Below are 23,452 nucleotides of genomic sequence, written 5' to 3'. Positions count from 1 at the left end.
AAAAAATGTACAGCGCGTCCTGTTTTCACTTGATTCATGGTCCTGTCACGGAGACAAGTCGGCCATGGACAATGCCACACGCTCCGAACGATCCCGCAATGCCGCGCTCGAAGCGGCCATCGCGATCATCGCGCGTGACGGGCCCGGCCGGTTGACGCTCGATGCGATTGCGCGCGAGAGCGGGCTGAGCAAGGGCGGTGTGATGCACCAGTTCCGTACCAAGGAGGCGGTGCTGAAGGCGCTGCTCGAGCGTCAGATGGCGCATTTCGAGGAGTTTTCGAGCCGCTATCAGGCGAAGGTGAGCGCCACCTCTGCGAATCCCGAGCTCGCCACCCAGCTCGCGACGGTGCGCGAAGCGGCGACTGCGCCGAATTCGGCGGCGCTGGCGTTGGTCGCGGCCATGGTCGAGAATCCAGGCCTGATGTCGCTGCCGCGCGACAGCGAAATGAAGCGGGTCGCGGCCATCAAGGCCGAAGCCGCTGATCCGGATCTGGCGCTGTTGCGCTGGGCGGCGGCGCGGGGGCTGCTGTTGAGTGGCCTGTTCGGCATGTCTCCGCTCAGCAAGGCGGAGCACGATCGCCTGTTCGCGCGCCTGCTCGACGACGCGCAGTGGACAAGCCTCGAACAGCCGGCCAGGGCAGAGCTTACCAAGGCGCGCGCCGCCAAATCCGGTGCGCTGCCGCCGGCAAAGGCTGCAACCTCGCGCAAGCGCCCCTGATTCATCGTTAACAAATTCCAACCGGCCGCTGCCCAAAGCCGCGCCTGCGGCCAAATGCGCCAGGCCGTCGTTTTCGCACTTTACAAACCAACTAGTCGGTTTTATATGTAGGAACACTGAAGCGGCCCAGGGCGTCTGACATGGCCCCGGACGATGCCTTGGGTTGGCAATAGTGAAGGCCGCAACCGCGTCTGGTCCCACACGTGGTTGCGGCCGCCATCGCATTTCGAAAAGCCAGAGGAGTTTTGGAATGGATCGCTCGATCGCCCTGCGCGGTCTGGGAACGCTGGTGCTTGGCGCGGCCGTCGCCGGCTGCGCCTCGGTTGCGCCCGTGCCCTATTCGGAGATGGCATCCTCGGCCTACATGGCGCCGGACAAGTCGGACGCCTCCGGCCGCGTGCCCTACCGCTACTCCACGCCCGTCGAATGGCGCACATATAATAAAGTGATCCTCGAACCCGTCGTGGTCTACCGCGGCAAAGATCACCAGTTCGGCGACATGTCCGACAAGGACAAGGCGGCGCTCGCCGCCTACATGCAGACTCGCTTCGCCGAGCGACTGCGCGGCCGCTTCATGCTGGTGCGGGAGCGCGCGCCGAACACGCTGCGGATCCGGCTGACGCTCACCGGCGCCGTCACCAACACGCCGGTGCTCGGCACGCTCTCGCGTTTCGACATGGCCGGCGCGGCCTACAACGGCGTGCAGGCCGCGCGGGACGGCGAGGGGATGATGACAGGCTCGGTCATCTACGGCGTCGAGATCTTCGACGCCGCGACCTCGCGCCTGATCAGCGCCTACGTCACCAAGCAATACCCCGGCGCCTACGACATCAAGGCCAGCGTCGGTGCGCTCGCGGCTGCCAATGCCGGCGTCGACAAGGGCGCCGACGCGCTGATGGCGCAACTGAACTGACACCCCCAAAGCCCTGCCAACGAAAGGCGCCGCTGATGAACATTGTCCTTCGCTTCGTGCTGCGCGTCGCCATCACCATCGTGATGATGGTCCTCGGCGGTCGCGCCGGCGCCGTTACGCCCAATGATCCCAGTGGCACCTGGCTCGTCGAAGACGGCCGCGCCCGTGTCCGTCTCGAGCGCTGCGGACCGTCGCGCGACCGCATCTGCGGCTTCATCGTCTGGATGAAGGAGCCGGCCGACAAGCGCGGCCAGCCTTATCGCGACAAGGAAAATCCAGACCCCGACAGACGCGCCCGCGCGCTGCTCGGCCACCAGCTCATCATGGGCTTGCAGGCGACGCCGGAGGGCCGGTTTGCCGGCGACATCTACAATGCCGAAGACGGTAAATTCTATTCGGTCTCGCTGTGGCGCGAATCCGGCGACCGCCTCAAGCTCAAGGGCTGCCTGATCAAGCTGTTGTGCCAGACCCAGACCTGGCAGCAGACCCTCGACGCCCCGCCCGGCCAGCTCGTCGGTCTCACCGGCGATCTCAACGGTCCCCGCGCCGACAAGGAATGGGCGGCCGTGCCGGCGCCGAAGCCGATGCAAGCCAAGACGGAAGTGAAGACGAAGTAGAAGATTGCTTCTCTGTGCGCCCGAATGACGACGTGGAGGCAATCGCGCACTAACCATGCCGATTTCCTTGATGGGTGGCGCCGTCTTGCGCGGCGTGGCAGATTGGTTCGTGATCTCTGTCGAGAACCAGATCGGTACGCCTCATGAGTGACCAGCCGTTTCCGGGCCCGGATCTGCGCCCGCTCAATTTGCAGATCGGCGCGCAGACCATTGCGGGCTTTGAGAGCGCGGGCGCGGGACGCCCGATCCTGCTGATCCACGGCAACTCATCCTCGTCCCACATCTGGCAGAAGCAGTTGCAGGGGCCGCTCGGCGCCAAATACCGCGTGATCGCGATCGATCTGCCCGGCCACGGAGCCTCCTCGCCGCCGCCCCATCCGGAAAGTGATTATTCCGGCCGTGGCTATGCCGCGGCGATTTCGGCCGTGGCGCGCGAACTCGATCTCCGGAGCACCATCGTCGTCGGCTGGAGCCTGGGTGGCCATTCCGTACTCAATGCTGCCGGCTCGCTGCCGATGGCGGCCGGCCTGATGATCTTCGGGACGCCGCCGATCGGCCGCGGGCCCGAGGGCTTCGCCGGCTTCAAGGGACTGTCAAAAACGGTGTTCACGGCTTCGCCGAGCGAAGCCGAGATTCAGGAATGGGCGCGGTCGGCGTTCGCGCCCGGCTACAAGCCGATTCCCGATTTCCTCATCGAGGATTTTCGCAGGACCGACGGCAACGCCCGCGCCTGCCTCGGCGCCAGCGCGCAAAGTGGCGGTCTCGTCGACGAGGTCGCGATCGTGGGCGACATGAAGATCCCGCTCGCGATCGTGCAAGGCCGCGAGGAGCAGATCGTCGATCTCGGCTATCTCCAGCGCCTGCCCGCGCCGACCCTGTGGCGCGGCACTGTCCAGGTCATCGATGGCGCCGGCCATTCCCCGCACTGGGAGCAGGCGGATGCGTTCAACGAGATGCTCGACGCATTTGCTGCAAGCGTGTGATTTTCTTCAGCGGAGCCCCGCCCGCCGAAATCCTTCCAGATAATGCTCGCGATCCGCATCATTGGCCCACGGCAGTTGCGTCGATATCCAATGCAGCGAGATGCCGGGCTGGGTGCGGCGGAGCTCTTGCAACGCCATCTCCGCAAGCGCGCTGTTGCCGGTCATGCCGGCGGAGACGGCGAGCACGCGATAGGCGCCGGTGAGGTCGCCGCGATGGCGGATCGCCTCGCGCGCAAGCGTGATCGCCTCGTCATAGTGCCGTTCGGTGAAGCGTGCATAGCCGGCGATGCCGTAATAAATCGCCAGCGACGGATCGCGCGGTGAGAGTCTGATCGCCTTTTGCGCCGCCTCGAACGAGTCGTTCGGTCGCCCGGCATAGGACAGCGCCAGCGCGTAATAGCCCTGCGCCAGCGAGAAGTTCGGATTGAGTGCGAGCGCCTGCTCGAACTCGGACAGCGCGTCCGCGAGCCGTCGCGTCGAGAAGCAGACGCTGCCAAGCGCGGCATGGGCCCAGGCATCCTCATGGTCGCAGCGCACCGCGGCGAGCGCGGCGGTTTCCGCGATCGGTGCCGTCGTGGCGAGCTCGGCCCAGCCGAGATGCACGCCGAACATGTGGCTCGCCGCCAGCACCGACAGCGCCTGGCCGTAATCCGGGTCGATCGCGATCGCGCGTTCGAGCAGCGCCTGCGCCGCGATGTGGTCTTGCGGCGTCACCCGCCAGTAATGCGACAGCGCCCGCATCAGCAGGTCCCAGGCATCCAGGCTCGCTGGCGGCTTGCGATGGGCGCGAAAATTCTCCGCGGCATGGATCTGCGGCTCGATCGCCGCGACGATCCGCTCGGTGATCTCGTCCTGCACGGCGAAGACGTCGACCAGCTCGCGGTCGTAGCGCTCGGCCCAGAGATGGCCTCCGGTGGTGGCGTCGTTGAGCTGCGCGGTGATGCGCACGCGGTTGTCGACTTTGCGTACGCTGCCCTCGACGATATAGCGGACGCCGAGCTCTTCGGCGACCTGCTTGATGTGGACGGCGCGTCCCTTGTAGGTGAAGGACGAGTTGCGGGCGATCACCATGAACCAGCGTTGCTTCGACAGCGCGGTGAGGATGTCCTCGCTGATGCCGTCGCCGAAATATTCCTGGGCGGGATCGCCGCTCATGTTCTCGAAGGCGAGCACGGCGATTCCCGGCCGGTCCGTCACGACACGCGCGGAGGCGGGCGCGGCCTCGGCCGGCGCAGGCGAGGCTGCCACCTCTTGTCGGACTTCGCCGACGAAGCGAAAGCCCTTGCGCGGGATCGTCTTGATCAGCCGCTGCGTCGCGCCATCGTCACCAAGGGCCTTTCGCGCGGCGTTGATCCGGCTGTTCAGCGCGGAGTCCGAGACGATGCGGTCGCTCCAGATCTGGCTGATCAGGTCATCCTTGCTGACCACACGGGTGCGCTGCGCGACGAGATAAAGCAGCAGATCGAACACCTGCGGCTGCAACGGAACAGCCGTGCCGTCGCACGTCAGCTCGCGCAGGTCGCCGTCGAGCACATTGTTTTCAAAGAGAAATCGCACGTTTCTGTCGTCTCAAGCAAAAATCAAAGTCGTCTCAGGCGAAAATCAACCGTCTGCGAAAGTCAGGGGACGTCCGATGCGGCATGGTGCAGCGACCAATGAAGTGCCGACGTTTTGGCACAACGGAGCTGTTTATGACCCAAATTGATCATCATGTTGATTCCTTGGGGCCCGAAGTCTCGGGCTCGAAAGTTTTCAAGTTCATCGCCTTTCTGTACGGAATTGCGGCATATCTCGTGTTTTTCGTTACCATTCTCTACGCCATCGGCTTCGTCATGGGGCTCGTGGTGCCGAAGACCATCGACACTGGAACCGACACGCCGACGGCTGAGGCCGTCATCATCAATCTCCTCCTGATGGCGCTGTTCGCGGTTCAACACAGCGTGATGGCGCGCCAACGCTTCAAGGCGTGGTGGACGCAATTCGTCCCCAAGCCGGTCGAGCGCTCGACCTATGTGCTGTTCGCGAGCCTGTCATTGCTGCTCCTGTTCTGGCAGTGGCGTCCGTTGCCGTCAGTTATATGGGACGTCGCGAATCCAGATCTCGCCGTGACGCTGGTCACGCTGTCCTTGGCAGGCTGGGTGCTGGTGTTCACTTCGACCTATATGATCAACCATTTCGAATTGTTCGGATTGCATCAGGTCACCAATCATCTGGTCGGCAAGGAAGCGGCACCGGTGCGCTTCAAGACGCCGCTGCTCTACAAATTCGTCCGGCATCCGATCTATCTCGGCTTCATCATCGCGTTCTGGGCCGCACCGACCATGACCGCAGGCCATCTGCTGTTCGCGGCCGTGACCACGATCTATATCCTGCTCGGCATCGCGCTGGAGGAGCGCGACCTCGTCGATCTCTTTGGCGACGAATACCGGCAGTACAAACAACGTGTGTCGATGCTTATTCCCTGGCGCAGGTCAGTATAGGCGTCGCCTCTCCCGGCGCGCGTCCGCCGAACGGAGGATGCGCTCCCGAACTTCATTTCCATTCAGGAGAAACCCAAATGAAACATGTCGGAAATTGCTTCTGTGGCGCGGTCACGATCGAGGTCACGGGCGAACCCGCGGCGATGGGCTATTGCCATTGCCGCTCCTGCCGCTCGTGGTCCGGTGGGCCGGTGAATGCCTTCAGCCTGTGGAAGCCGGAAGCCGTGCGCATCACCGAAGGCGCCCAGCACGTCGAGACCTTTGCCAAGACGCCGCTGAGCCAGCGCAAATATTGCGGGAAGTGCGGCGGTCATCTCATGACCAATCATCCGCCGCTCGATCTGATCGACGTTTTCACCGCCACCATCCCGACCATCGCCTTCACGCCCGGGGTCCATGTCAACTATGCCGAGACCGTGCTGCCGATGCGCGACGGCCTGCCCAAGCTGAAGGATTTTCCCGCCGAGTTCGGCGGTAGTGGCGAAATGATGCAGGAGTAGATGATACAGGAGTAGGAGTTCTTCCTCTCCCCGCAAGCGGGGAGAGGAAGCTTTCATTTCATTCCCGCGCGCCTAAATCCTTCCAGATAATGCCCGCGATCCTCGTCCCGCAGCATCGGCAGCTCGCGCATGATCCAGGCGAGTGAGACGCCGGGCTGGGCGCGGCGCAAGCCTTCCAGCGCGGAAGCGGCAAGTGCGCGATCACCCAGCATGCCGGCGGCCGCCGTCAGCACGCGATGTGCGCCGACGAAATCGCCGCGCTGACGCATCGATTCGCGCGCCATCTGCATGGCTTCCTCGTAATTGTGACCGATGAACTGGGCATAGCCGGCGACGCCACAGTAGATCGCCGCGAGCGGATCGCGCGGGCTGAGCCACAGCGCGCGGCGCGCCGCGGCATCGCCATCCTGCCATCGTCCCGCATAACACAGCGTCACGCCGAGAAAGGCGTGCGCCATCGCGAAATTCGGATTGAGCTCCAGCGCCAGTTCGAATTCCGCCAGCGCGTCGTCGAAGCGGCGGCGAAACAGGTAAGTATAGCCGAGGCCGCAATGGGCCCAGGCATCCTCGCGATCGGCTTCCACCGCCGCGAGCGCCGCGCGTTCGGCAACCGGGACGGTCGCGACCATGTCGGCCCAGCCCATATGTGCGCCGAAGATATGGCTGGTGGCGAGCAGGCCCAGCGCCTTGCCATAGGCGGGATCGATCGCGATCGCCTTTTCCAGCAGCGCTTGTGCCACTGCGTTGTCCTCGCGCGTGATGCGCCAGTAATGCGACAGCGCGCGCATCAGGAGGCCCCAGGCGTCCAGACTGCCCGGCGGTTTCTGCTGCGCGCGAAAATTCTCGGCAGCGTAGAGCTGCGGCTCGATCGCGGCGACGATTGCCTCGGTGATCTCGTCCTGCACGGCAAAAATGTCGGCGAGATCGCGGTCGTAGCGCTCTGCCCAGAGATGGCTGCCGGTCGAGACGTCGTTGAGCTGCGCGGAGATGCGCACGCGATCGCCGCTCCGCCGTACGCTGCCTTCGACCACGTAGCACACGCCGAGTTCGCGCGCGATCTCGTGGATGTGCACGGCGCGGCCCTTGTAGACGAAGGAGGAGTTGCGCGCGACGACGAAGAACCAGCGCAGCTTGGACAGCGCGGTGATGATGTCCTCGCTGATCCCGTCGGAGAAATAGTCCTGCTCGCGGTCGCCGCTCATATTGGTGAAGGGCAGCACGGCAATCGCGGGCCGGTCGGGCAGCGCGAGCGTGACCTGCGGCGCAGTGACGCTGCGGCTCGGTTCCGCCGCCGCACCGAGCTTGGTCTCGACGTTGCCGACGAAGCGAAAACCCTTGCGCGCGATGGTGCGGATCACTGCCTGGTTCGCGCCATTATCGCCGACCGCCTTGCGCGCCGCGTTGATCCGGCTGGTCAGGGTGGATTCGGAAACGCTGCGGCCGTGCCAGATCTTGTCGATCAGCTCGTCCTTGCTGACCACCCGGTCGCGATTTTCCATGAGGTGCACGACCAGGTCGAAAACCTGCGGTTCCACGGACACAGGAACCTGCTCGCGGCTCAGCTCGCGCCGGTCGGTATCGAGAAGGTGATCCCGGAACAAAAACTGCACGTCGAAAACTCAGACCTCACTACGACATCAGGCAATCATGAAATCAAAATGGATTTCGAACCGAGTCTGTGAGTCCGCCGGGAAGTCGGTCCGGTTCATCGCAACAGCAGGATGGCTGCTATGCCATTTGCGGGGAGGAATACAACCTGAATTAGAATGTGGCGCGTGTCGGTCAAATTGTCGCGGCATCCGGGCGTGACCCGGATGCCGTGACAGTCATCATGGGCAGGGATGGCGCCGACCATCGTTGCCGAGATACATGCCGGTGTTCGGATTGTACGACTTGTAGCGCTGCATGCAGTACTGCACGTCGCCCTCCGGCGGCGGTCCATAGGCGACGGGCGGGGGCGGATAGCCCGGCCCGTAATAATAAGGTGAGCCGTAATAGTAGGGCGCAGCGACCGCGCCGCCGATGATCGCGCCGGCTGCGAGGCCGCCGACGAACGCGCCGCCGCCCCAGCCACGATGCCCGTACCAGCGCACTTGTTCGATCTGATTGGGCGCAGACTGCGTCATTGCGAGCGGCTGACCGATCGGCGCCGCCGATGCTTCAGTCAGTGTTGCTGCCGACAGGCCCGCAAGCAGACAAGCTCCAGCAACGAAGCGAAACGATTTCAACATTGTGGTCTCCTCGTCATGCGGCGGCTCTGCGCGCCGCAGTCCAAGTGATAGTGCAACTCGAGAAGTGCGCTGAATTAAAATTTGGACAGAAAGGAGACTCGCGCCGCTGTCATTGCGAAGCGCAGCGAAGCAATCCGGAATTTTTCCGCGGAGACAGTCTGGATTGCTTCGCCGCAAGAGCTCCTCGCAATGACGGCGTTGAGGCAGTAGCACGCAATCTCCTCCTACGTCGTCCTGGCGAAAGCCAGGACCCATACCGCGGAATCTATCGATTGAGGGACGGTAGCAGTACCGAGCATCGAGTCTTCGCCAAACTTCTACCTGAGATAATGGGTCCTGGCTTTCGCCAGGACGACACTGAATGTGTGACGAACTGTGAATGTCCATTGCCGAACACCGCGGCCTGCGTAAGCTGGCTCCACACGAAACGCCAGCCATAAAGAAACGCCCATGACCGCCTTTCCCGCTTCGACCACCGTGCTCGATTCCATCCTCTTCCGCGACGCCTTCGGCACGCCGCAGATGCGGGAGGTGTTCTCCGACGTCGCGCTGGTGGCACGTTATGCTGAGGTCGAGGTGGCGCTGGCCAAGGCGGAAGCACGATGCGGCGTGATCCCGCAGGAGGCCGCCGACGCGATCGCGGCGCGGACGAATGTCGCCGCGCTCGATTTCGAGCTGTTGCGGCAGGAGACTGACATCGTCGGCTATCCGATCCTGCCGCTGGTGCATCAGATGGTGAAGCAATGCGGTGAGGCGGGCCGCTACGTGCATTGGGGCGCAACGACGCAGGACATCATGGACACCGCCGTGGTCCTGCAACTGCGCGCCGCCTTCGAGATCATCGAACGCGACATCGCCGAGCTGCGTAAAATCCTTGCTGACCTCTCCGAGCGCCATCGCGACACGCCAATGGCCGGCCGCACCCATCTCCAGCAGGCGCTGCCGGTGACGTTCGGCTACAAGACCGCGATCTGGCTTGCGATGTTCGATCGCCACGCCGAGCGTCTCGCGCAATTGAAGCCGCGCGTGCTGGTCGGCCAGTTCGCCGGCGCCGCCGGCACGCTGGCCTCCCTCGGCAACAAAGGTTTTGAGGTGCAGGAAGCGCTCTGCGCCGAGCTGAAGCTCGGTGTTCCCGCCTCGACCTGGCACGTCGCGCGCGACGGCTTTGCCGAAGCCGTGAACTTCCTCGCGCTCGTCACGGGCTCGCTCGGCAAGATCGCGCTCGACATCATGATCATGGCCTCGACCGAATTCGCCGAGGTCTACGAGCCCTTCGTCAAGGGCCGCGGCGCCTCCTCGACCATGCCGCAGAAGCGCAACCCGATCTCCTCGGAGCTGATGCTCGCGGCCTCCAAGGCGGTGCGCCAGCACGCGGGGCTGATGCTGGATGCGATGGTGCAGGATTTCGAGCGTGCCACCGGTCCGTGGCACGCCGAATGGATCGCGATCCCCGAGAGTTTCGTGCTGACCGCAGGCTCCCTGCACCAGGCCAAGTTCGCGCTTGGGGGCCTCATCGTGGACGAGACCAAGATGAACGACAATCTCGCCCTTAGTCGCGGTCTGATTGTGGCCGAAGCGGTCATGATGGGGCTCGCGCCACAGATCGGGCGCCAGGAGGCGCATGACGTCGTCTATGACGCCTGCCGGCTCGCCAACGAGAAGGGTTTGACGCTGGCGGATGCGCTGTCGGCCGATCCGCGCGTCACGGCCCAAATCGACCGCGCAAGCATCGAGGCGCTGACTTCACCGAAAAATTACCTTGGCCTTGCGCCCGCCATGGTCGACCGGGTGCTGAAATCGGCAACGCGTTGAAAACCAAGATGCGTGAAACTGCGTATCTTTCGCTGGCCCCAAGACGCTCGCGCACTTGTGTCTCGTGATGCTAGACTTAGATTGAATCACAGACGTTCGGCAGAGGACCCCGCATGACTGATCACCGCAATTCCGCCACGCCCATCGATCCCGTGAAACTCGACCGGCTGGCCGAGGTGGCGGTGAAGGTGGGATTGGGCTTGCGGCCGGGACAGGACCTTCTTTTGACGGCGCCGGCGATCGCGCTGCCGCTGGTGCGGCGAATCGCCGTGCATGCCTACAAGGCGGGTGCGGGCATCGTGACGCCGATTCTCTCCGACGAGGAGATGACGCTGGCGCGCTATCGCCACGGCCACGACAACAGTTTTGATCGCGCCGCCAACTGGCTCTACGAGGGCATGGCCAAAGCGTTCTCGAACAACACCGCGCGTCTCGCCATCGTCGGCGACAATCCGATGCTGCTGTCGGGTGAAGATGCTTCCAAGGTCGCGCGCGCCAGCAAGGCCAATTCCATGGCCTATCAGCCGGCGCTGGAAAAGATCGTCAATTTCGACACCAACTGGAACATCATTGCCTATCCGAGCGCGGCCTGGGCCAAGTTGGTGTTTCCTGACGATCCCGAAGACGTTGCGATCGGCAAGCTCGCGGACGCGATCTTTGCGGCGTCCCGCGTCGATCGCGAGGACGCGCCGGCCAATTGGGCCAGCCACAATGCGGTGCTGCGCGAGCGAACCAATTGGCTGAACGGCAAGCGCTTCCGCGCCCTGCATTACACCGGCCCGGGCACCAATCTCACCATCGGGCTCGCTGACGGCCATGAATGGGAGGGCGGCGCCTCGTTGTCCAAGAACGGCATCAGCTGCAACGCCAATATCCCGACCGAAGAGGTCTTCACCACGCCGCATTGCCGGCGCGTCGAAGGCCATGTCGTGAGCTCGAAGCCGCTGTCCTACCAGGGCACGCTGATCGACAACATCGCGGTGCGCTTCGAGGATGGCCGGATCGTCGACGCCAAGGCCTCCCGCGGCGAAGAGGTGCTGAACAAGGTGCTCGACACCGACGAAGGGTCGCGCCGGCTCGGCGAAGTGGCGCTGGTGCCGCATTCCTCGCCGATCTCGCAGAGCGGGCTGTTGTTCTACAACACGCTGTTCGACGAGAACGCGGCGTCTCACATCGCGCTCGGCCAGTGCTATTCGAAATGCTTCGTCAACGGCGCGCAGCTCACCCCGCAGCAGATCGCGGCGCAAGGCGGCAACCAGAGCCTGATCCATATCGACTGGATGATCGGCTCGGCCGAGACCGATATCGACGGCATCCTGGCCGACGGCAGCAAGGAGCCGGTGTTCCGCAAGGGCGAGTGGGCGAAGTAACGCGCATGATCCCGAAAAGTGGGAACCGGTTTTCGGACTAGATCATGCGCAAATTTAAGACTTCCCCTCACGCCGCCGCGTTGCGCAGCATCGGATTGCTGTCGATGCTGAAGCGGTTGAATAGCGTCGTGAACGGACTGCCGTCGGTGGTCCGTACGATGGCGTCGGAAGCCGCGACCGCCTCGTAAAGCGCACCAACCGGATCATCCGGTTGCGGCAGGTCGAGCGCTCGGCGCATGTCCGCGCGGGCCTCGTTGACCTCATCCTTATCATCGAGCGTGGTCTCCAGCGCGTGGGCCGCGCGCCGCATCTCCGCGAGGTCGCCGCCGGCGGAGAATTTGAGGATGTCCAGCCAATAGGGGCGGGCGACGACGAGCTGGACGAACGCCTCGAAACTGTCGGCGATGATCCCGGCGCGGCCTTCGGATGAGACGTAGAGCACTTCCTGGGACGGCAGCAGCACGAAGGCGCCGCCGGAGCCGTCGCTGCCGATCTGCCGGGGACTTTCGATGCCGTCGATGGTGAACCAGGGCTCTTCGTCCGGCTCGAAGGCGACATCGAAGGTCCCAAGCCGTGTGACGACCTCGCTGTTGGCGCTCAGGCTCTCCGGGCTGAGGGGCATCGGCGTGGCTCCTTCCTGGTGGTGTCGCGCATTTTGTCGCACCCAGGAAAAGATGGGTTCATATGCGCGAATTTGCAGGCAAATCGCGGCGTTAGGCCCTTCGCGCATGCAACTTGCGGCTGATTGTCGGGGCCTGCGTAAGAAAGAATTAAAAGCCGGCTACTAGCGTTCCCAACACCTTTTGAAACAATCCGGGTCCGCCCCGGGCATACTTATTCTATCCCCTGGGGAAACAGATGTCGCGCGCGTTGATTGAAATCGGTAGTTGCAATGTGGATCTGGAACTGCGGCCAATTGAGCCGGCCTGGATCATCGAGGGTAACCCGGTGTCGCGTTCGCACATCCTGTCGACCAGCGCCGACGGCACCTCCTCGACCATCATCTGGTCCTGCACCGAAGGCCGCTTCAATTGGTACTACGATTTCGACGAGACCATCATGATCCTGGAAGGATCGATCGTGCTCGAGAGCGACGACATGCCGCCGAAGCGCTACGGCGTCGGCGACGTGATCTTCTTCCGCGACGGCGCGCACGCCAAATGGCATGTCGAGGGCCACGTCAAGAAGATCGCCTTCTGCCGCAAGACCAACCCGGCGCTGATCGGCTTCATGGTCCGCGTCGTCAACAAGCTCAAGCGGATGTTCCTCTCGCCCGGCGAGCGCCGCCCCGCGACGCTGATGGGTGCCAACTAGCCTTTTCAAGGACGCTTCCCAGCGGCCACGACGGAGGAGGGGACGGGACCAACATCCCGGCCCCTCTTTCGCGTCATGACGGCAGTTCAAGCCGGTAGACATCCGTCGCTGTCTGCGAGAACAGCGCGGTCTTCTCAGGCTCGCTCAAGGGCGCTGCAATGCGCTTGAAGGCGTTGAAGATCACCTGATAGCTGCACTGGCCCTTGTCCGGCGGAAAATTGCTCTCGAACATCGCGCGCTTTGGCCCGAACGCCTCGATGCAGGTCTCGATATAGGGTCGCCAGGCGGCGGCAAGCTCCTCGGATGATGGCGGCCTCGCGCGCAGATGGAAGTCATAGCCGAGCAGGCACATCGCGAGCCCGCCGAGCTTGACCACCACATTCTCGCATGTCGCGATCTCGCGGATCGAGGCGCGCCATTGCGGAAACACCTCCTCGCGCCGCCCCGCGAACCGGCCAACGCCAGCCGGTCCGCCGCAATGGTCGAGCACGATTTTGGTGTCGGGGAAGGCACGCGCAAGTTCGGTCAGCTCGCCGATCTGCGGATGAAACAGCCAGGCATCGAAGCTCAGGCCAAGCGGCGCGAGGCAGGCAAAGCCCTTGCGGAAAGTCGGATCCTGCAAAAGCCCCTTCGGCCTGTTCGCATACATGCCGGCGACGGCGGGATCTTCATCCCAGGCCGAGGAATGCCTTATGCCGCGGAAGCGGCCGTTGCCGGCGGCGATCTCCGCCTCCAGCACCGGCTTGGCCGCATCGCCGAGCAAGAGGTTCACATGGCTGACGATGCCGGCGCAGATCGCGGCCGTGCCGTAAGCACCGCTCGCGCTCATCGCAGCGACGCCGTTGGCGAACTCGACCTCGCCCACCGGCCGGAACGCCTCGGGCCCATGTGCGCGGTACATCGAGCGGCAGTCGACATAGACGGTGGCGATGATGTTGTGGCCGGAGGCGATATCGGCCGCCATCTCCTCGATCAGATAGCGATGGCCGCGATTCCAGAGATGGTGATGGGGATCGACGATCGGCCGCAAGGGATCGATGATCTCCTCCTGATGCAGCGCGAGCCAGTCCTCGCGCGGGTCGACGAAAAGCCCGCTCGTGTTGGCGGGTAGACCACTTGCAGCCATTGGCGTTCGCTCCCCTCATGTTTTGTGGAGGAAGCCTAGCACCTTGTCTGCGTACGCAGCAGCGCGTGCCGCGCAACCGCGCCCATCGGTGCGAGCACAGCGGGCGCGGTTGCCAGTTCCTGGGCGTCAGACTCCGTCGAGGATGATCACAGTCGGCGTCGACGGCAACGTATCCCGCGAGATCCGCAAGGAACGCTCGGTACGGCGGTCGATCTCGAACTGCTGACCGATCAGGCGCATGAACTCGTCGAGCGGGGTGGCGAAGCGGTGCATCGGCAGCACCACCGAGGCGCGCAGCCGCTTGGTGATCTCCGAGACGCCGTCGAGCGACATGGTGTAGGTGCCGTCGATCGGCACCATCACGATGTCGAGCCGCCCGATCTGCGCGAAATGGCTGTCGTCGAGCTTGTGGTGGAGATGGCCGAGATGGCCGATGCAGAGGCCCGCGACCTCGAAGATGAAGATCGAGTTGCCGTCGCGGATCATGTCGGTGCCGGAATCATCGCCGAAATAGCGGCGTATGTCGGTCGTGACGTTGCGGATCAAGGTGTCGCCGATGCGTTCCGAGACCACCGCCGGCTTGCCGTCCTCGCCCCAGCCATGCAGCACATGAGGAATGCGCTTGTCGGGATTTAGCGAGTAGTGGGTGCTGTGGGCCCGGTTCATGGTGACGACGTCGGGCAGTCGGCCGATCTGATAGGCGCCGCTATAATCGGTCGCGATGCGCACCCCGCCCGGCGTGTCGATGAAATAGGTGGAATGACCGGCATAGGTGATCTCGACCTCGGCCGAGGTTGCCGCCTGCCGGAAGGCGACCGGCATCGCGCGGGGCGCGGCGTTCGCCATCGCCAGGCATTCGCTGCGCTGAGGCTGCTGGGCGAGGGCAGGGGAGAGAGTTGCGCCGAACAGCGCCAGAACCGCCGAAACAAGTCGCCACATAGATCCGTCCCCGATGACGCTCGGGAAAGTCTAACGTGCAATGCAGCACATCGCCAACAGATCAGGATCAACAGCGCGTCAGTGCCGCAGGTCTACCGCTCGCCCGCCCATCCCGCAGCTATAATTTCATTGATCTCCTCGATCGAGAGAGGAGGGCCCTGCCTCTGCGTGTGCAAGAAGCCAAAAGCGTCTGAAATCTTGCCCCTTGGGGCTGCTCTCAATTCGACGCTTCCATTCGGAAGTTCACTTGCAACGAGCCTATCGCCCGGCTGCACACCAAGGTGCTCAAGCAACTCGGCGGTCAGCGTCACTTGTCCGTCAGCGGCCACCTTGAATGTTTGCATTGCCCATCAATAAGGCAGAATGCACTCGCCTTAAAGGGGTAAATAAACGTCGCCCCTCACTCCCTGCGCGGGCTGAATTTCCATGTAATCGCAACCAGGCCCGCAGTGATCAAGCCGCTGATGAGGCCGGCGATCGGGAGTGCGAGGAGCAGCGCGGCAGTGGCGGCCCAGCCGATCGAGGAGAAGGCCTCGGCGAAGGTCGCAAGCCGCGAGGAGGTCTGGCGGCGGCGGAATTGGCTGCGGCGGGCCTGAACGCGGAACCAGAGCTGGATCGCGGTGGCGGAGGCCGCGCTGATGATGACCGCGGCCGCGGTGATCGCGGCCTGGGCCGGCGAGGCGAATGCCAGCACCGCGACCAGCGGGCAGAAGATGACGGCGATCGCGATGAGCACCACCTCGATCTTGGCGCGGATGATACCGGAGGGCGTCAGCGGTGCGGTCGCGACCAGGTCGGGCGCGTCCTCGCCCGAGATGGTCAGCCAGGCGAGTCCGCCCGCAAGCTGTCCCGCGGCCATGACGATGACCGGCGTGATCAGAGTCAGCGCCGCGGAGCTGTCGGCAAAGCTGCGCCAGAGCAGCAGCGCCGGTGGCACCAGATAGAGCAGCTGCATCAGGGTCTGCGAGATCAGCCAGGGATCGCGCCACAGCAGCGTAAATTCCTTGCGCCGTAGCGCCTGCTGCCGTGATCCGCCGCGGAACGGGCGCTCCTTCGTGATCCGGCGCCCTGACTTGCCGTAGGCGGCTGCTTCGATCGCAGTGTCGGCGAAGCGGCCTGAGAAGATCGCCATCACGCTTCCGAGCAGCACCAGCCCGAGCGCCAGCAGAAGCAGCAGCGCCTCGCTGTCACCCATCGTCGCCCGCGCGGGCCACCACCAGATGCTGTCGACATCGGGGGCGTGTTCGGCAAAGGCACCGGAGGTCAGGATGGTGAAGCGCGACAGCGTACCATAGGAGATGATCGCCGCGACCTGGAGTGCGATCACGAAGCCGGCGCCGATGATCGCGGCCAAGATCTGGGCCACGAAGCGCGTCCGTGCCGGACCGATCAGGCGAAACAACAGGATGGTGACGGCAATCGCGATCGCCGCTGCCGACAGGCCCATCGCGACGACCACGCCGAAGGCTGCCAGCCAGCGCGGCCCGCCGCCGATCACAAGCACGTCGATGAAGGGCGTTGAGAACAGCAGCGCCATCGTTGTGACCGTCAGCGCGATTGCTGCGATGCGCACCGAGAACAGATTGGCCAGTGGCGCCGGCGACGACATGATGAGGTCGAGATCGGCGCGGGCGTAAAACACCCGCGTCACCGACTCGATCGCCTGCGACAGCATCAGCGTCCAGGCGAGGAAGATCGTCGCCGAGATCACGATCAATGAGGATTTGTCGAGCGGTAGCTGCAGATCGGCAAAGCGGCCGATCACCGCCCAGGCCGGCACGTGCAGGAGTGCCGCGAACAGCAGCAGGCCGATGACCGCGACACGCGTCCGCCGTCGCCGGCCGCCGGTCATCATCGCCAACCATTCGCGCCAGGCGAGCCGGAGTTCGTGGCGGGCAAACCACGAAAGCGCCGTCGCCGAGCTCATGCGGCTTCCTGGAGCGTCACCAGCGCGATGAAGAGATCTTCCAGGCTGGTGTCGGCATGGCCGTTCTGCTGGCGCAGCTCGGTCAGCGTGCCTTCGGCGACAAGACGTCCCGACGCGATCACGCCGATGCGGTCGGCCATGCGTTCGGCCACCTCCAGAATATGTGTGGTCATGATAACGGTACAGCCGGCACGGACCCGCTCGCTCAGGAGGCCCTTCACATGGCGGGCGGAAACGGCGTCTAACCCGGTCAGCGGCTCGTCGAGGATGATGAGGCGGGGATCGTGCACCAGCGCGCCGGCCAGCGCCACTTTCTGACGCATACCCTTGGAGAAACCTTCGCAGCGTTCGCGCCGGTGCGGTTCGAGGCCGAGCGAGCTCAACAGTTCCTGAGCGACCGGTTCGGAGACCGATGGCGCGATGCCCCAGAGGCCGGCGACGAATTCGAGATATTCGAGCGGCGTCAGCTTGTCATAGATCATGGGCTCGTCGGAGACCCACGCCATCACCTGCTTGGCGGCGACGGGATTTTCGAGCGCATCGATGCCGAAGATCGAAACGCCCCCGGCATCGGGCCTGAGCAGGCCGGCAACCATGCGCAGGGTGGTGGTCTTGCCGGCGCCGTTGGGGCCGACGAGGGCATAGAATTCACCGGCGTGAATGGTGAGATCGAGGCTATCGACCGCCAAACGGTCAAAACGCTTCGTTAACCCCAAAACTTCGAGCGCCGAGCTGTCGGGCTTCATGACGGCCACACCATCCGGTTTTGCATTGCTCGCGACCATGACCCGAAGATGTTTCGGCACGGTGAATCGCGCTGCCACAAATTCCGGCATCCGCCTTGGACTAAAGGCAAGTCACCGTTTGTTGACAGCGCTTGGCGGTTCAGGCTGAATTGACGCCGGGACAAATGGCGCTCACGCGGCGAAACGACTGCGTAGCGGCTGGACACAAGATGCGGCAAGGCGGTCAAAAAGAACCGCTGGTTGCATCGGGAGGAAGCGCGGCGATGCTGGATTTCGTTCAGCAGCTGGTCAGCGGTGTTGCGCTCGGCTGCGTCTACGGCCTGATCGCGCTCGGATTCGTGCTTGTCTACAAGGCCACCGAGGTCGTCAATTTCGCCCAGGGCGATCTGATGATGCTGGGCGGCTTCTTCGCCTTCACCTTTATCGGCATGATGGGCCTGAACTACTGGGTCGGCTTTGCCGGCGCGGTGGCTGCGATGGCGCTGTTCGGCATGCTGGCCGAGCGGATCGTGGTGCGGCCGATCCTCGGCTATCCGCAATTCTCCATCATCATGGCCACGATCGGCCTCGGCTATTTCCTGCGCTCGGTCGCCGGCATGATCTGGGGCACCGACGATTTCAAGATCGACACGCCGTTCAGCCAGGGCGTGCTGCGCATCGGTTCGCTGGTGCTCGCCCATGACAAGCTCTCGGTGATCGCGGCGACAATCATCCTGTGCGCGCTGCTCTATCTCTTCTTCAACAAGACCATGCTCGGTACCGCGATGCGCGCCAGTTCCGAGAACATGCTGGCGGCCTACTACATGGGCATTCCGGTCAAGCGCGTGGTGTCGATCGTCTGGGCGATCAGCGCGGCGGTCGCGACCTGCGCCGGCGTGCTGCTCGCGCCGATCACCTTCATCCACTCCAATGTCGGCCTCGTGCTCGGGCTGAAGGCGTTTCCCGCCGCCGTGCTCGGCGGCTTCGGCTCGATCCCCGGTGCGGTCGTCGGCGGCGTGCTGATCGGCGTGATCGAGAGCATGGCCGGCTTCTATCTGCCGGAGGGCTGGAAGGACGTCGCGCCTTATATCGTGCTGCTCGCGGTGCTCTTGCTCAAGCCCGAAGGCCTGTTCGGTCTTCACGTCCGCAAGAAGGTCTGAACGCCATGCGCTTCCTGTTCAAGACCGACTATGAGGACGACATCAGGCTGTTTCCGCATTCGGGCTATTTGGTCTCATACGGTCTGCTGCTCGCCGTGCTGCTGGTCGCGCCTTACGTGCTCTCCAGCTATCTGATGAGCCAGCTCGTCTTCGTCTGCATCTATGCGACCGTCGGCGTGGCGCTGTTGATCCTGACCGGCTTTACCGGGCAAGCCTCGCTCGGGCACGCGGCGTTCCTTGCGATCGGCGCCTACACCGCCGCCTATTTGCAGAAATACAACGTCCCCTTTCCAATCTACTTCCTCGCTGCCGGCGCGCTGACCGGCCTGATCGGCGCGTTGGTCGGCTTTCCCGCGCTACGGCTCCAGGGCATCTATCTCGTCATCGCGACCATCTCGTTTGCCTTCATCGTCGAGGAGATCCTGGCGCGCTGGGAGAGCGTCACCAACGGCAATGAGGGCATGCGGATCAAGGCGCCGTCGCTGCTCGGCGTGACGGTGCCACGCGACAGCCCGACCTTCTATTTCCTTTGCCTTGCCGTGCTGGTGCTGACCATCGTCGGCACGCTCAATCTGCTGCGTTCGCCGACAGGCCGCGCCTTCGTCGCGATCCGCGATAGCGAGACGGCGGCACGCAGCATGGGCATCAACGTTGCGCTGTACAAGGTGAAGTCCTTTGCGATCTCGGCGGCGATCACCGGCTTTGCCGGGGTGCTGTTCGCGCACAAGCTCTCCTTCATCTCGCCGGAGATGTTCACGCTGCAGCTCTCGATCGAATTCATCATCGTGATCCTGATCGGCGGCACCTTCAGCCTGCACGGCGCCGTGCTGGGCGCGATCTTCATCGTGATGATCGACCCGTTCCTGACTTATTTGAAGGACGACATGCCCGGCATCATCGCCGGCATTGCCGCGACGTTCGGGGCCGGCACGCAAGGCGCGGCGAACGTCCAGTCCAAGGTCGCCGCGTTCGCCTCGCTGAACGGGCTGAAGGGGGCGATCTACGGCATCATCATCGTGCTGTTCGTGCTGTTTGAGCCGCTCGGGCTCTATGGGCGCTGGCTCAAGATAAAACTCTTCTTCCAGCTGTTCCCGCTCTACAAGCGCGCCACCTTCAAGCGGCAGAAGATCTATGTGAAGTCGGAGCGCAACCGATGAGCTATTTCCGCGCCGAGAATTTGTCGCTGCATTTCGGCGGGCTCAAGGCCGTCGATGCGGTGTCGTTCGCGGTCGAGAAGGGCGAGATCCTCTCGATCATCGGGCCGAACGGCGCCGGCAAGAGCTCGATCTTCAATTTGATCTCGCGGATCTACCGGCCGACCTCGGGCCGTATCTTCTTCGAGGACCAGGACATCACGGAGCAGCCGCCCTACGATATCGCAAGGCTTGGCATCGCCCGCACCTTCCAGAATATCGAGTTGTTCGAGAATGCGACCGTGCTGTCGAACCTGCTGGTCGGGCGTCACCGCCATTCCACCACGCAGCTCTGGCAGGAGCTCCTGTTCCTGCCGAGCGTGCGCGCCAACGAGAAGCTGCATCGCCGTCGGGTCGAGCAGGTCATCGAGTTCCTGGATCTCGAGCCCTATCGCGACAAGCTGATCTCGGGCCTGCCCTACGGCGTGCGCAAGGTGATCGAGCTGGCACGCGCGCTGTGCTCGGAGCCAAAGCTGATCCTGCTCGATGAGCCCTCCTCAGGTCTCAATGTCGAGGAGACCGACGACATGTCGTTCTGGATCCGCGACATGAAGAGCGAGCTCGGCGTCACCGTGCTGATGGTCGAGCACGACATGTCGCTGGTCAACCGCGTCTCCGATCGCGTCATCGCGCTGAACTATGGCCGCGTGCTGGCGATGGGCTCGCCCACTGATGTGCAGCAGCACCCCGACGTCGTCGCCGCGTATCTGGGAGCCTGACGCAATGGATGCCGCGGTGACATCGGACATCATCCTGAGGCTTTCCAATATCGAGAGCTATTACGGGCCGATCATGGCGATCCGCGGCATTTCGCTGGAAGTGCCGCGCGGCCGCATTGTTACGCTGCTGGGCGCCAACGGCGCGGGCAAGACGACCGTGCTGAAGACCATCTCGGGTATTCTCGATCCGCAGAAGGGCTCGATCGAATTCATGGGCAAGCCGATCCAGCGCATGGAGGCCGACAAGATCGTGCGTCTCGGCTTGAGTCATGTGCCGGAGGGGCGCGAAGTATTCCCGTTCCTCTCGGTGCGCGAGAACCTGATGATGGGCGCCTATCCGCGCCGGGATCGCGACGGCGTCGCAGAGGACATCGAGCGCGTGTACGGCTACTTCCCGCGGTTGAAGGAGCGCCTCAACCAGCCGGCAGGCCAGCTCTCCGGCGGCGAGCAGCAGATGCTCGCGATCGGACGCGCGCTGATGAACCGGCCGACGCTGCTGCTGCTCGACGAGCCCTCGCTCGGCCTGTCGCCGATCCTGGTGAAGGAGATTTTCACCATCATCCGCCGCGTCAACGAGGAGCAGGGCATGTCGATCCTGCTGGTCGAGCAGAACGCCAGGGTGGCGCTGGAGACGGCGCACTACGGCTACGTGCTGGAAATCGGCCGTGTCGTGATGAACGACAGCTGCGACCGCTTGATGCATTCCCAGGACATCCAGGAATTCTACCTTGGTGCCAAGGAACAGGGCGCGCGAGGCGAGCGGCGCTGGAAAAAGAAGAAGACTTGGCGTTAGGAGAAGATTTGGCGTTAGATGAACCTGCTCATCCGCAATAGACCGCCGGCAAGGCAGGCAGCGGAGGGAAAGCGACAAGGAGGAAACGCGCATGGCCCGACCGGCGGTGCTGACGGTCGCCGATACGATCGCGAGGAGTTTTCTACGCGCAGCGGAGGTGCGTGGGGACAGGCCTGCGATCCGCGAGAAGAAATTCGGCATCTGGCAACCGACGAACTGGCGCGAATGGCTGCAAATCTCAAGGGAGATCGCCTACGCCCTCCATGCGATCGGATTCAGGCCCGGCGATGTCGCCTCGATCGTCGCCAACGCCGTGCCCGAATGGGTCTATGCCGACATGGGCATCCTGTGCGCCGGCGGCGTCTCTTCCGGCATCTATCCGACCGATGCCGCGGCGCAGGTCGAATATCTCCTCAATGATTCCGCGACGCAGGTGATCTTCGCCGAGGACGAGGAGCAGCTCGACAAGCTCCTGGCCTGCCGCGCGCGCTGCCCCAGCCTGCAAAGGATCATCGTGTTCGACATGGAGGGCCTCAGCGACTTCTCCGACGACATGGTGATGTCGCTCGACGAGTTTCGCGCGCTAGGTCGCAACCACATGGTCGGGCGCGAGACGCTGTGGCAGGAGATGATCGACAGCCGCAGCGCCGGCGATCTCGCCGTGCTCGTCTACACCTCCGGCACCACCGGGCCGCCCAAGGGGGCCATGCATGCCAACCGCAGCGTCACGCACCAGATGCGGCACGCCAACGATTTCATTTCGGCGCGAGAGGACGAGGACCGGTTGATCTTCCTGCCACTCTGCCACGTCGCCGAGCGGGTCGCCGGCTACTACATCTCGGTCGCGCTGGGCTCGGTGATGAATTTCGCCGAGAGCCCGGAAACCGTGCCGGATAATCTACGCGAGGTGCAGCCGACCGTCTTCTTCGCGGTGCCGCGCATCTGGGAAAAATTCTATTCCGCCATCACCATCGCGCTGAAGGACGCGACGCCGTTGCAGCAATGGGTCTACCGCCATGCGATTGGCATCGGTTACCGCATGGTCGATTGCCGGATCGAAGGCAAGACGCCGCCGCTGTCGCTGCGCATCGCCAGCCGCATCGCTTATCGGCTCGCATTCCGCAACATCCGCCGCATGATCGGGCTCGACCGCTGCCGCATCGCCTTCACGGGCGCAGCGCCGATCGCGCCGGATTTGATCCGCTGGTATCTCGCGCTCGGCATCGACATCCATGAGGTCTACGGTCAGACCGAGAATTGCGGCGTCGCCACCATGATGCCTGCGGAGCGCATCAAGCTCGGTTCGGTCGGCACGGCCGTGCCCTGGGGCGAGGTCGCGCTCTCGCCCGACGGCGAGATCCTGATCAAGGGCGACTTCCTGTTCATGGGCTATCTGAACCAGCCGGAGAAGACGGCGGAGACCATCGACCCGCGCGGCTGGCTGCGCACCGGCGATGTCGGCACCATCGACAACGAGGGCTTCGTCAAGATCACCGATCGGATGAAGGACATCATCATCACCTCCGGCGGCAAGAACATCACGCCGTCGGAGATCGAGAACCAGCTCAAATTCTCGCCCTACATTTCGGACGCCGTGGTGATCGGCGACAAGCGGCCCTATCTCACCTGTCTCGTGATGATCGACCAGGAGAACGTCGAGAAGTTCGCCCAGGACCACGACATCCCCTTCACCAATTACGCCAGCCTGTGCCGGGCCATGGAGATCCAGGATCTGATCTGGCGCGAGATCGAAACGGTCAACGGCAATTTCGCCCGCGTCGAGACCATCAAGAAGTTTTACCTGATCGAGCGCCAGCTCACGCCGGAGGATGAGGAGCTGACACCGACCATGAAGCTGAAGCGCAATTTCGTGAACAAGCGTTATGCCGCGGAAATCGATGCGATGTATCACGCGCGGGCGGTTGCCTGAAT

Annotated in this window: 22 protein-coding genes; 14 read left to right on the top strand and 8 right to left on the bottom strand. The window is 63.6% G+C overall.

Annotated elements, in window-relative coordinates; translation table 11 throughout:
* The first annotated feature begins 64 nt into the window (after window positions 1–64).
* The 4 genes from UB31_RS11370 to UB31_RS11355 all read left to right on the top strand — a co-directional run bounded on the left by UB31_RS11370 (window position 65) and on the right by UB31_RS11355 (window position 3,231).
* Window positions 65–718: a TetR/AcrR family transcriptional regulator gene (locus UB31_RS11370; protein ID WP_045010958.1), complete on the top strand. Its 654-nt coding sequence runs from the start codon at window positions 65–67 to the stop codon at window positions 716–718.
* Between the two features lie 250 nt (window positions 719–968).
* On the top strand, window positions 969–1,631 hold the full coding sequence (locus UB31_RS11365) for a DUF3313 domain-containing protein (protein WP_045010957.1): 663 nt from the start codon (window positions 969–971) through the stop codon (window positions 1,629–1,631).
* A gap of 35 nt (window positions 1,632–1,666) precedes the next feature.
* The gene (locus UB31_RS11360; protein ID WP_045005626.1) at window positions 1,667–2,248 is read left to right on the top strand and encodes a DUF2147 domain-containing protein; all 582 of its coding nucleotides are present in this window, start codon (window positions 1,667–1,669) and stop codon (window positions 2,246–2,248) included.
* Between the two features lie 143 nt (window positions 2,249–2,391).
* Window positions 2,392–3,231 carry an alpha/beta fold hydrolase gene (locus UB31_RS11355; RefSeq protein WP_050044762.1) on the top strand — a complete coding sequence of 280 codons (840 nt, stop codon included), beginning with the start codon at window positions 2,392–2,394 and terminating at the stop codon, window positions 3,229–3,231.
* 6 nt (window positions 3,232–3,237) lie between these two features.
* Here UB31_RS11355 and UB31_RS11350 read toward each other — a convergent pair whose 3' ends face one another.
* Window positions 3,238–4,788, bottom strand: coding sequence for a winged helix-turn-helix domain-containing protein (locus UB31_RS11350; protein WP_045010956.1), 1,551 nt, complete (start codon window positions 4,786–4,788; stop codon window positions 3,238–3,240).
* 134 nt (window positions 4,789–4,922) lie between these two features.
* On the opposite strand from UB31_RS11350, the gene mddA reads away from it, so the two are divergent.
* Window positions 4,923–5,711 (top strand): methanethiol S-methyltransferase, encoded by a 789-nt coding sequence (gene mddA / locus UB31_RS11345; protein ID WP_045005624.1) that lies wholly within the window; start codon window positions 4,923–4,925, stop codon window positions 5,709–5,711.
* Between the two features lie 77 nt (window positions 5,712–5,788).
* The gene (locus tag UB31_RS11340) at window positions 5,789–6,211 is read left to right on the top strand and encodes a GFA family protein (protein ID WP_045010955.1); all 423 of its coding nucleotides are present in this window, start codon (window positions 5,789–5,791) and stop codon (window positions 6,209–6,211) included.
* Window positions 6,212–6,264: 53 nt separating this feature from the next.
* Here UB31_RS11340 and UB31_RS11335 read toward each other — a convergent pair whose 3' ends face one another.
* Both UB31_RS11335 and UB31_RS11330 read right to left on the bottom strand, forming a co-directional pair.
* Window positions 6,265–7,821: a winged helix-turn-helix domain-containing protein gene (locus tag UB31_RS11335; protein WP_045010954.1), complete on the bottom strand. Its 1,557-nt coding sequence runs from the start codon at window positions 7,819–7,821 to the stop codon at window positions 6,265–6,267.
* 219 nt (window positions 7,822–8,040) lie between these two features.
* On the bottom strand, window positions 8,041–8,442 hold the full coding sequence (locus tag UB31_RS11330) for a BA14K family protein (RefSeq protein WP_045005619.1): 402 nt from the start codon (window positions 8,440–8,442) through the stop codon (window positions 8,041–8,043).
* A gap of 450 nt (window positions 8,443–8,892) precedes the next feature.
* Between UB31_RS11330 and pcaB the strand changes: the two genes are divergently transcribed.
* Both pcaB and UB31_RS11320 read left to right on the top strand, forming a co-directional pair.
* A complete protein-coding gene (pcaB, locus tag UB31_RS11325) occupies window positions 8,893–10,254 on the top strand; it encodes a 3-carboxy-cis,cis-muconate cycloisomerase (protein ID WP_045010953.1) in 1,362 nt (453 codons plus the stop codon).
* A gap of 113 nt (window positions 10,255–10,367) precedes the next feature.
* Complete coding sequence (locus tag UB31_RS11320; protein ID WP_045005617.1) at window positions 10,368–11,624, top strand: aminopeptidase; 1,257 nt, start codon at window positions 10,368–10,370, stop codon at window positions 11,622–11,624.
* 67 nt (window positions 11,625–11,691) lie between these two features.
* On the opposite strand, the gene UB31_RS11315 is transcribed toward UB31_RS11320, so the two are convergent.
* Window positions 11,692–12,246, bottom strand: coding sequence for a hypothetical protein (locus tag UB31_RS11315; protein ID WP_045010952.1), 555 nt, complete (start codon window positions 12,244–12,246; stop codon window positions 11,692–11,694).
* 236 nt (window positions 12,247–12,482) lie between these two features.
* On the opposite strand from UB31_RS11315, the gene UB31_RS11310 reads away from it, so the two are divergent.
* On the top strand, window positions 12,483–12,938 hold the full coding sequence (locus tag UB31_RS11310; protein WP_045010951.1) for a cupin domain-containing protein: 456 nt from the start codon (window positions 12,483–12,485) through the stop codon (window positions 12,936–12,938).
* Window positions 12,939–13,011: 73 nt separating this feature from the next.
* Here the strand turns inward: UB31_RS11310 and UB31_RS11305 are convergent, their stop codons facing one another.
* The 4 genes from UB31_RS11305 to UB31_RS11285 all read right to left on the bottom strand — a co-directional run bounded on the left by UB31_RS11305 (window position 13,012) and on the right by UB31_RS11285 (window position 17,676).
* Window positions 13,012–14,064, bottom strand: coding sequence for an amidohydrolase family protein (locus UB31_RS11305; RefSeq protein ID WP_045010950.1), 1,053 nt, complete (start codon window positions 14,062–14,064; stop codon window positions 13,012–13,014).
* Between the two features lie 126 nt (window positions 14,065–14,190).
* Window positions 14,191–15,003 carry an MBL fold metallo-hydrolase gene (locus UB31_RS11300; protein WP_045010949.1) on the bottom strand — a complete coding sequence of 271 codons (813 nt, stop codon included), beginning with the start codon at window positions 15,001–15,003 and terminating at the stop codon, window positions 14,191–14,193.
* A gap of 400 nt (window positions 15,004–15,403) precedes the next feature.
* A complete protein-coding gene (locus UB31_RS11290; protein WP_045010947.1) occupies window positions 15,404–16,930 on the bottom strand; it encodes a hypothetical protein in 1,527 nt (508 codons plus the stop codon).
* Window positions 16,927–17,676: an ABC transporter ATP-binding protein gene (locus UB31_RS11285; protein ID WP_045010980.1), complete on the bottom strand. Its 750-nt coding sequence runs from the start codon at window positions 17,674–17,676 to the stop codon at window positions 16,927–16,929. The genes UB31_RS11290 and UB31_RS11285 overlap by 4 nt, the downstream gene beginning before the upstream one ends.
* A gap of 263 nt (window positions 17,677–17,939) precedes the next feature.
* Between UB31_RS11285 and UB31_RS11280 the strand changes: the two genes are divergently transcribed.
* The 5 genes from UB31_RS11280 (at window position 17,940) to UB31_RS11260 (ending at window position 23,450) form a co-directional block, all read left to right on the top strand.
* Window positions 17,940–18,815 carry a branched-chain amino acid ABC transporter permease gene (locus tag UB31_RS11280; protein WP_045005604.1) on the top strand — a complete coding sequence of 292 codons (876 nt, stop codon included), beginning with the start codon at window positions 17,940–17,942 and terminating at the stop codon, window positions 18,813–18,815.
* A gap of 5 nt (window positions 18,816–18,820) precedes the next feature.
* A complete protein-coding gene (locus UB31_RS11275; RefSeq protein WP_045010946.1) occupies window positions 18,821–19,972 on the top strand; it encodes a branched-chain amino acid ABC transporter permease in 1,152 nt (383 codons plus the stop codon).
* Window positions 19,969–20,727 carry an ABC transporter ATP-binding protein gene (locus tag UB31_RS11270; protein WP_045010945.1) on the top strand — a complete coding sequence of 253 codons (759 nt, stop codon included), beginning with the start codon at window positions 19,969–19,971 and terminating at the stop codon, window positions 20,725–20,727. Before UB31_RS11275 ends, UB31_RS11270 begins: the two co-directional genes overlap by 4 nt.
* 4 nt (window positions 20,728–20,731) lie before the next feature.
* A complete protein-coding gene (locus UB31_RS11265) occupies window positions 20,732–21,520 on the top strand; it encodes an ABC transporter ATP-binding protein (RefSeq protein ID WP_045010944.1) in 789 nt (262 codons plus the stop codon).
* A 91-nt stretch (window positions 21,521–21,611) separates the two neighbouring features.
* Complete coding sequence (locus tag UB31_RS11260) at window positions 21,612–23,450, top strand: AMP-dependent synthetase/ligase (protein ID WP_045010943.1); 1,839 nt, start codon at window positions 21,612–21,614, stop codon at window positions 23,448–23,450.
* Window positions 23,451–23,452: the final 2 nt, after the last annotated feature.

It is taken from the genome of Bradyrhizobium sp. LTSP849 (genome assembly GCF_000938255.1).
In the GTDB taxonomy this organism is placed as follows: domain Bacteria; phylum Pseudomonadota; class Alphaproteobacteria; order Rhizobiales; family Xanthobacteraceae; genus Bradyrhizobium.
The sequence above is the reverse complement of the archived record's forward strand: the minus strand, read 5'-3'. Positions and strand labels throughout refer to the sequence as shown.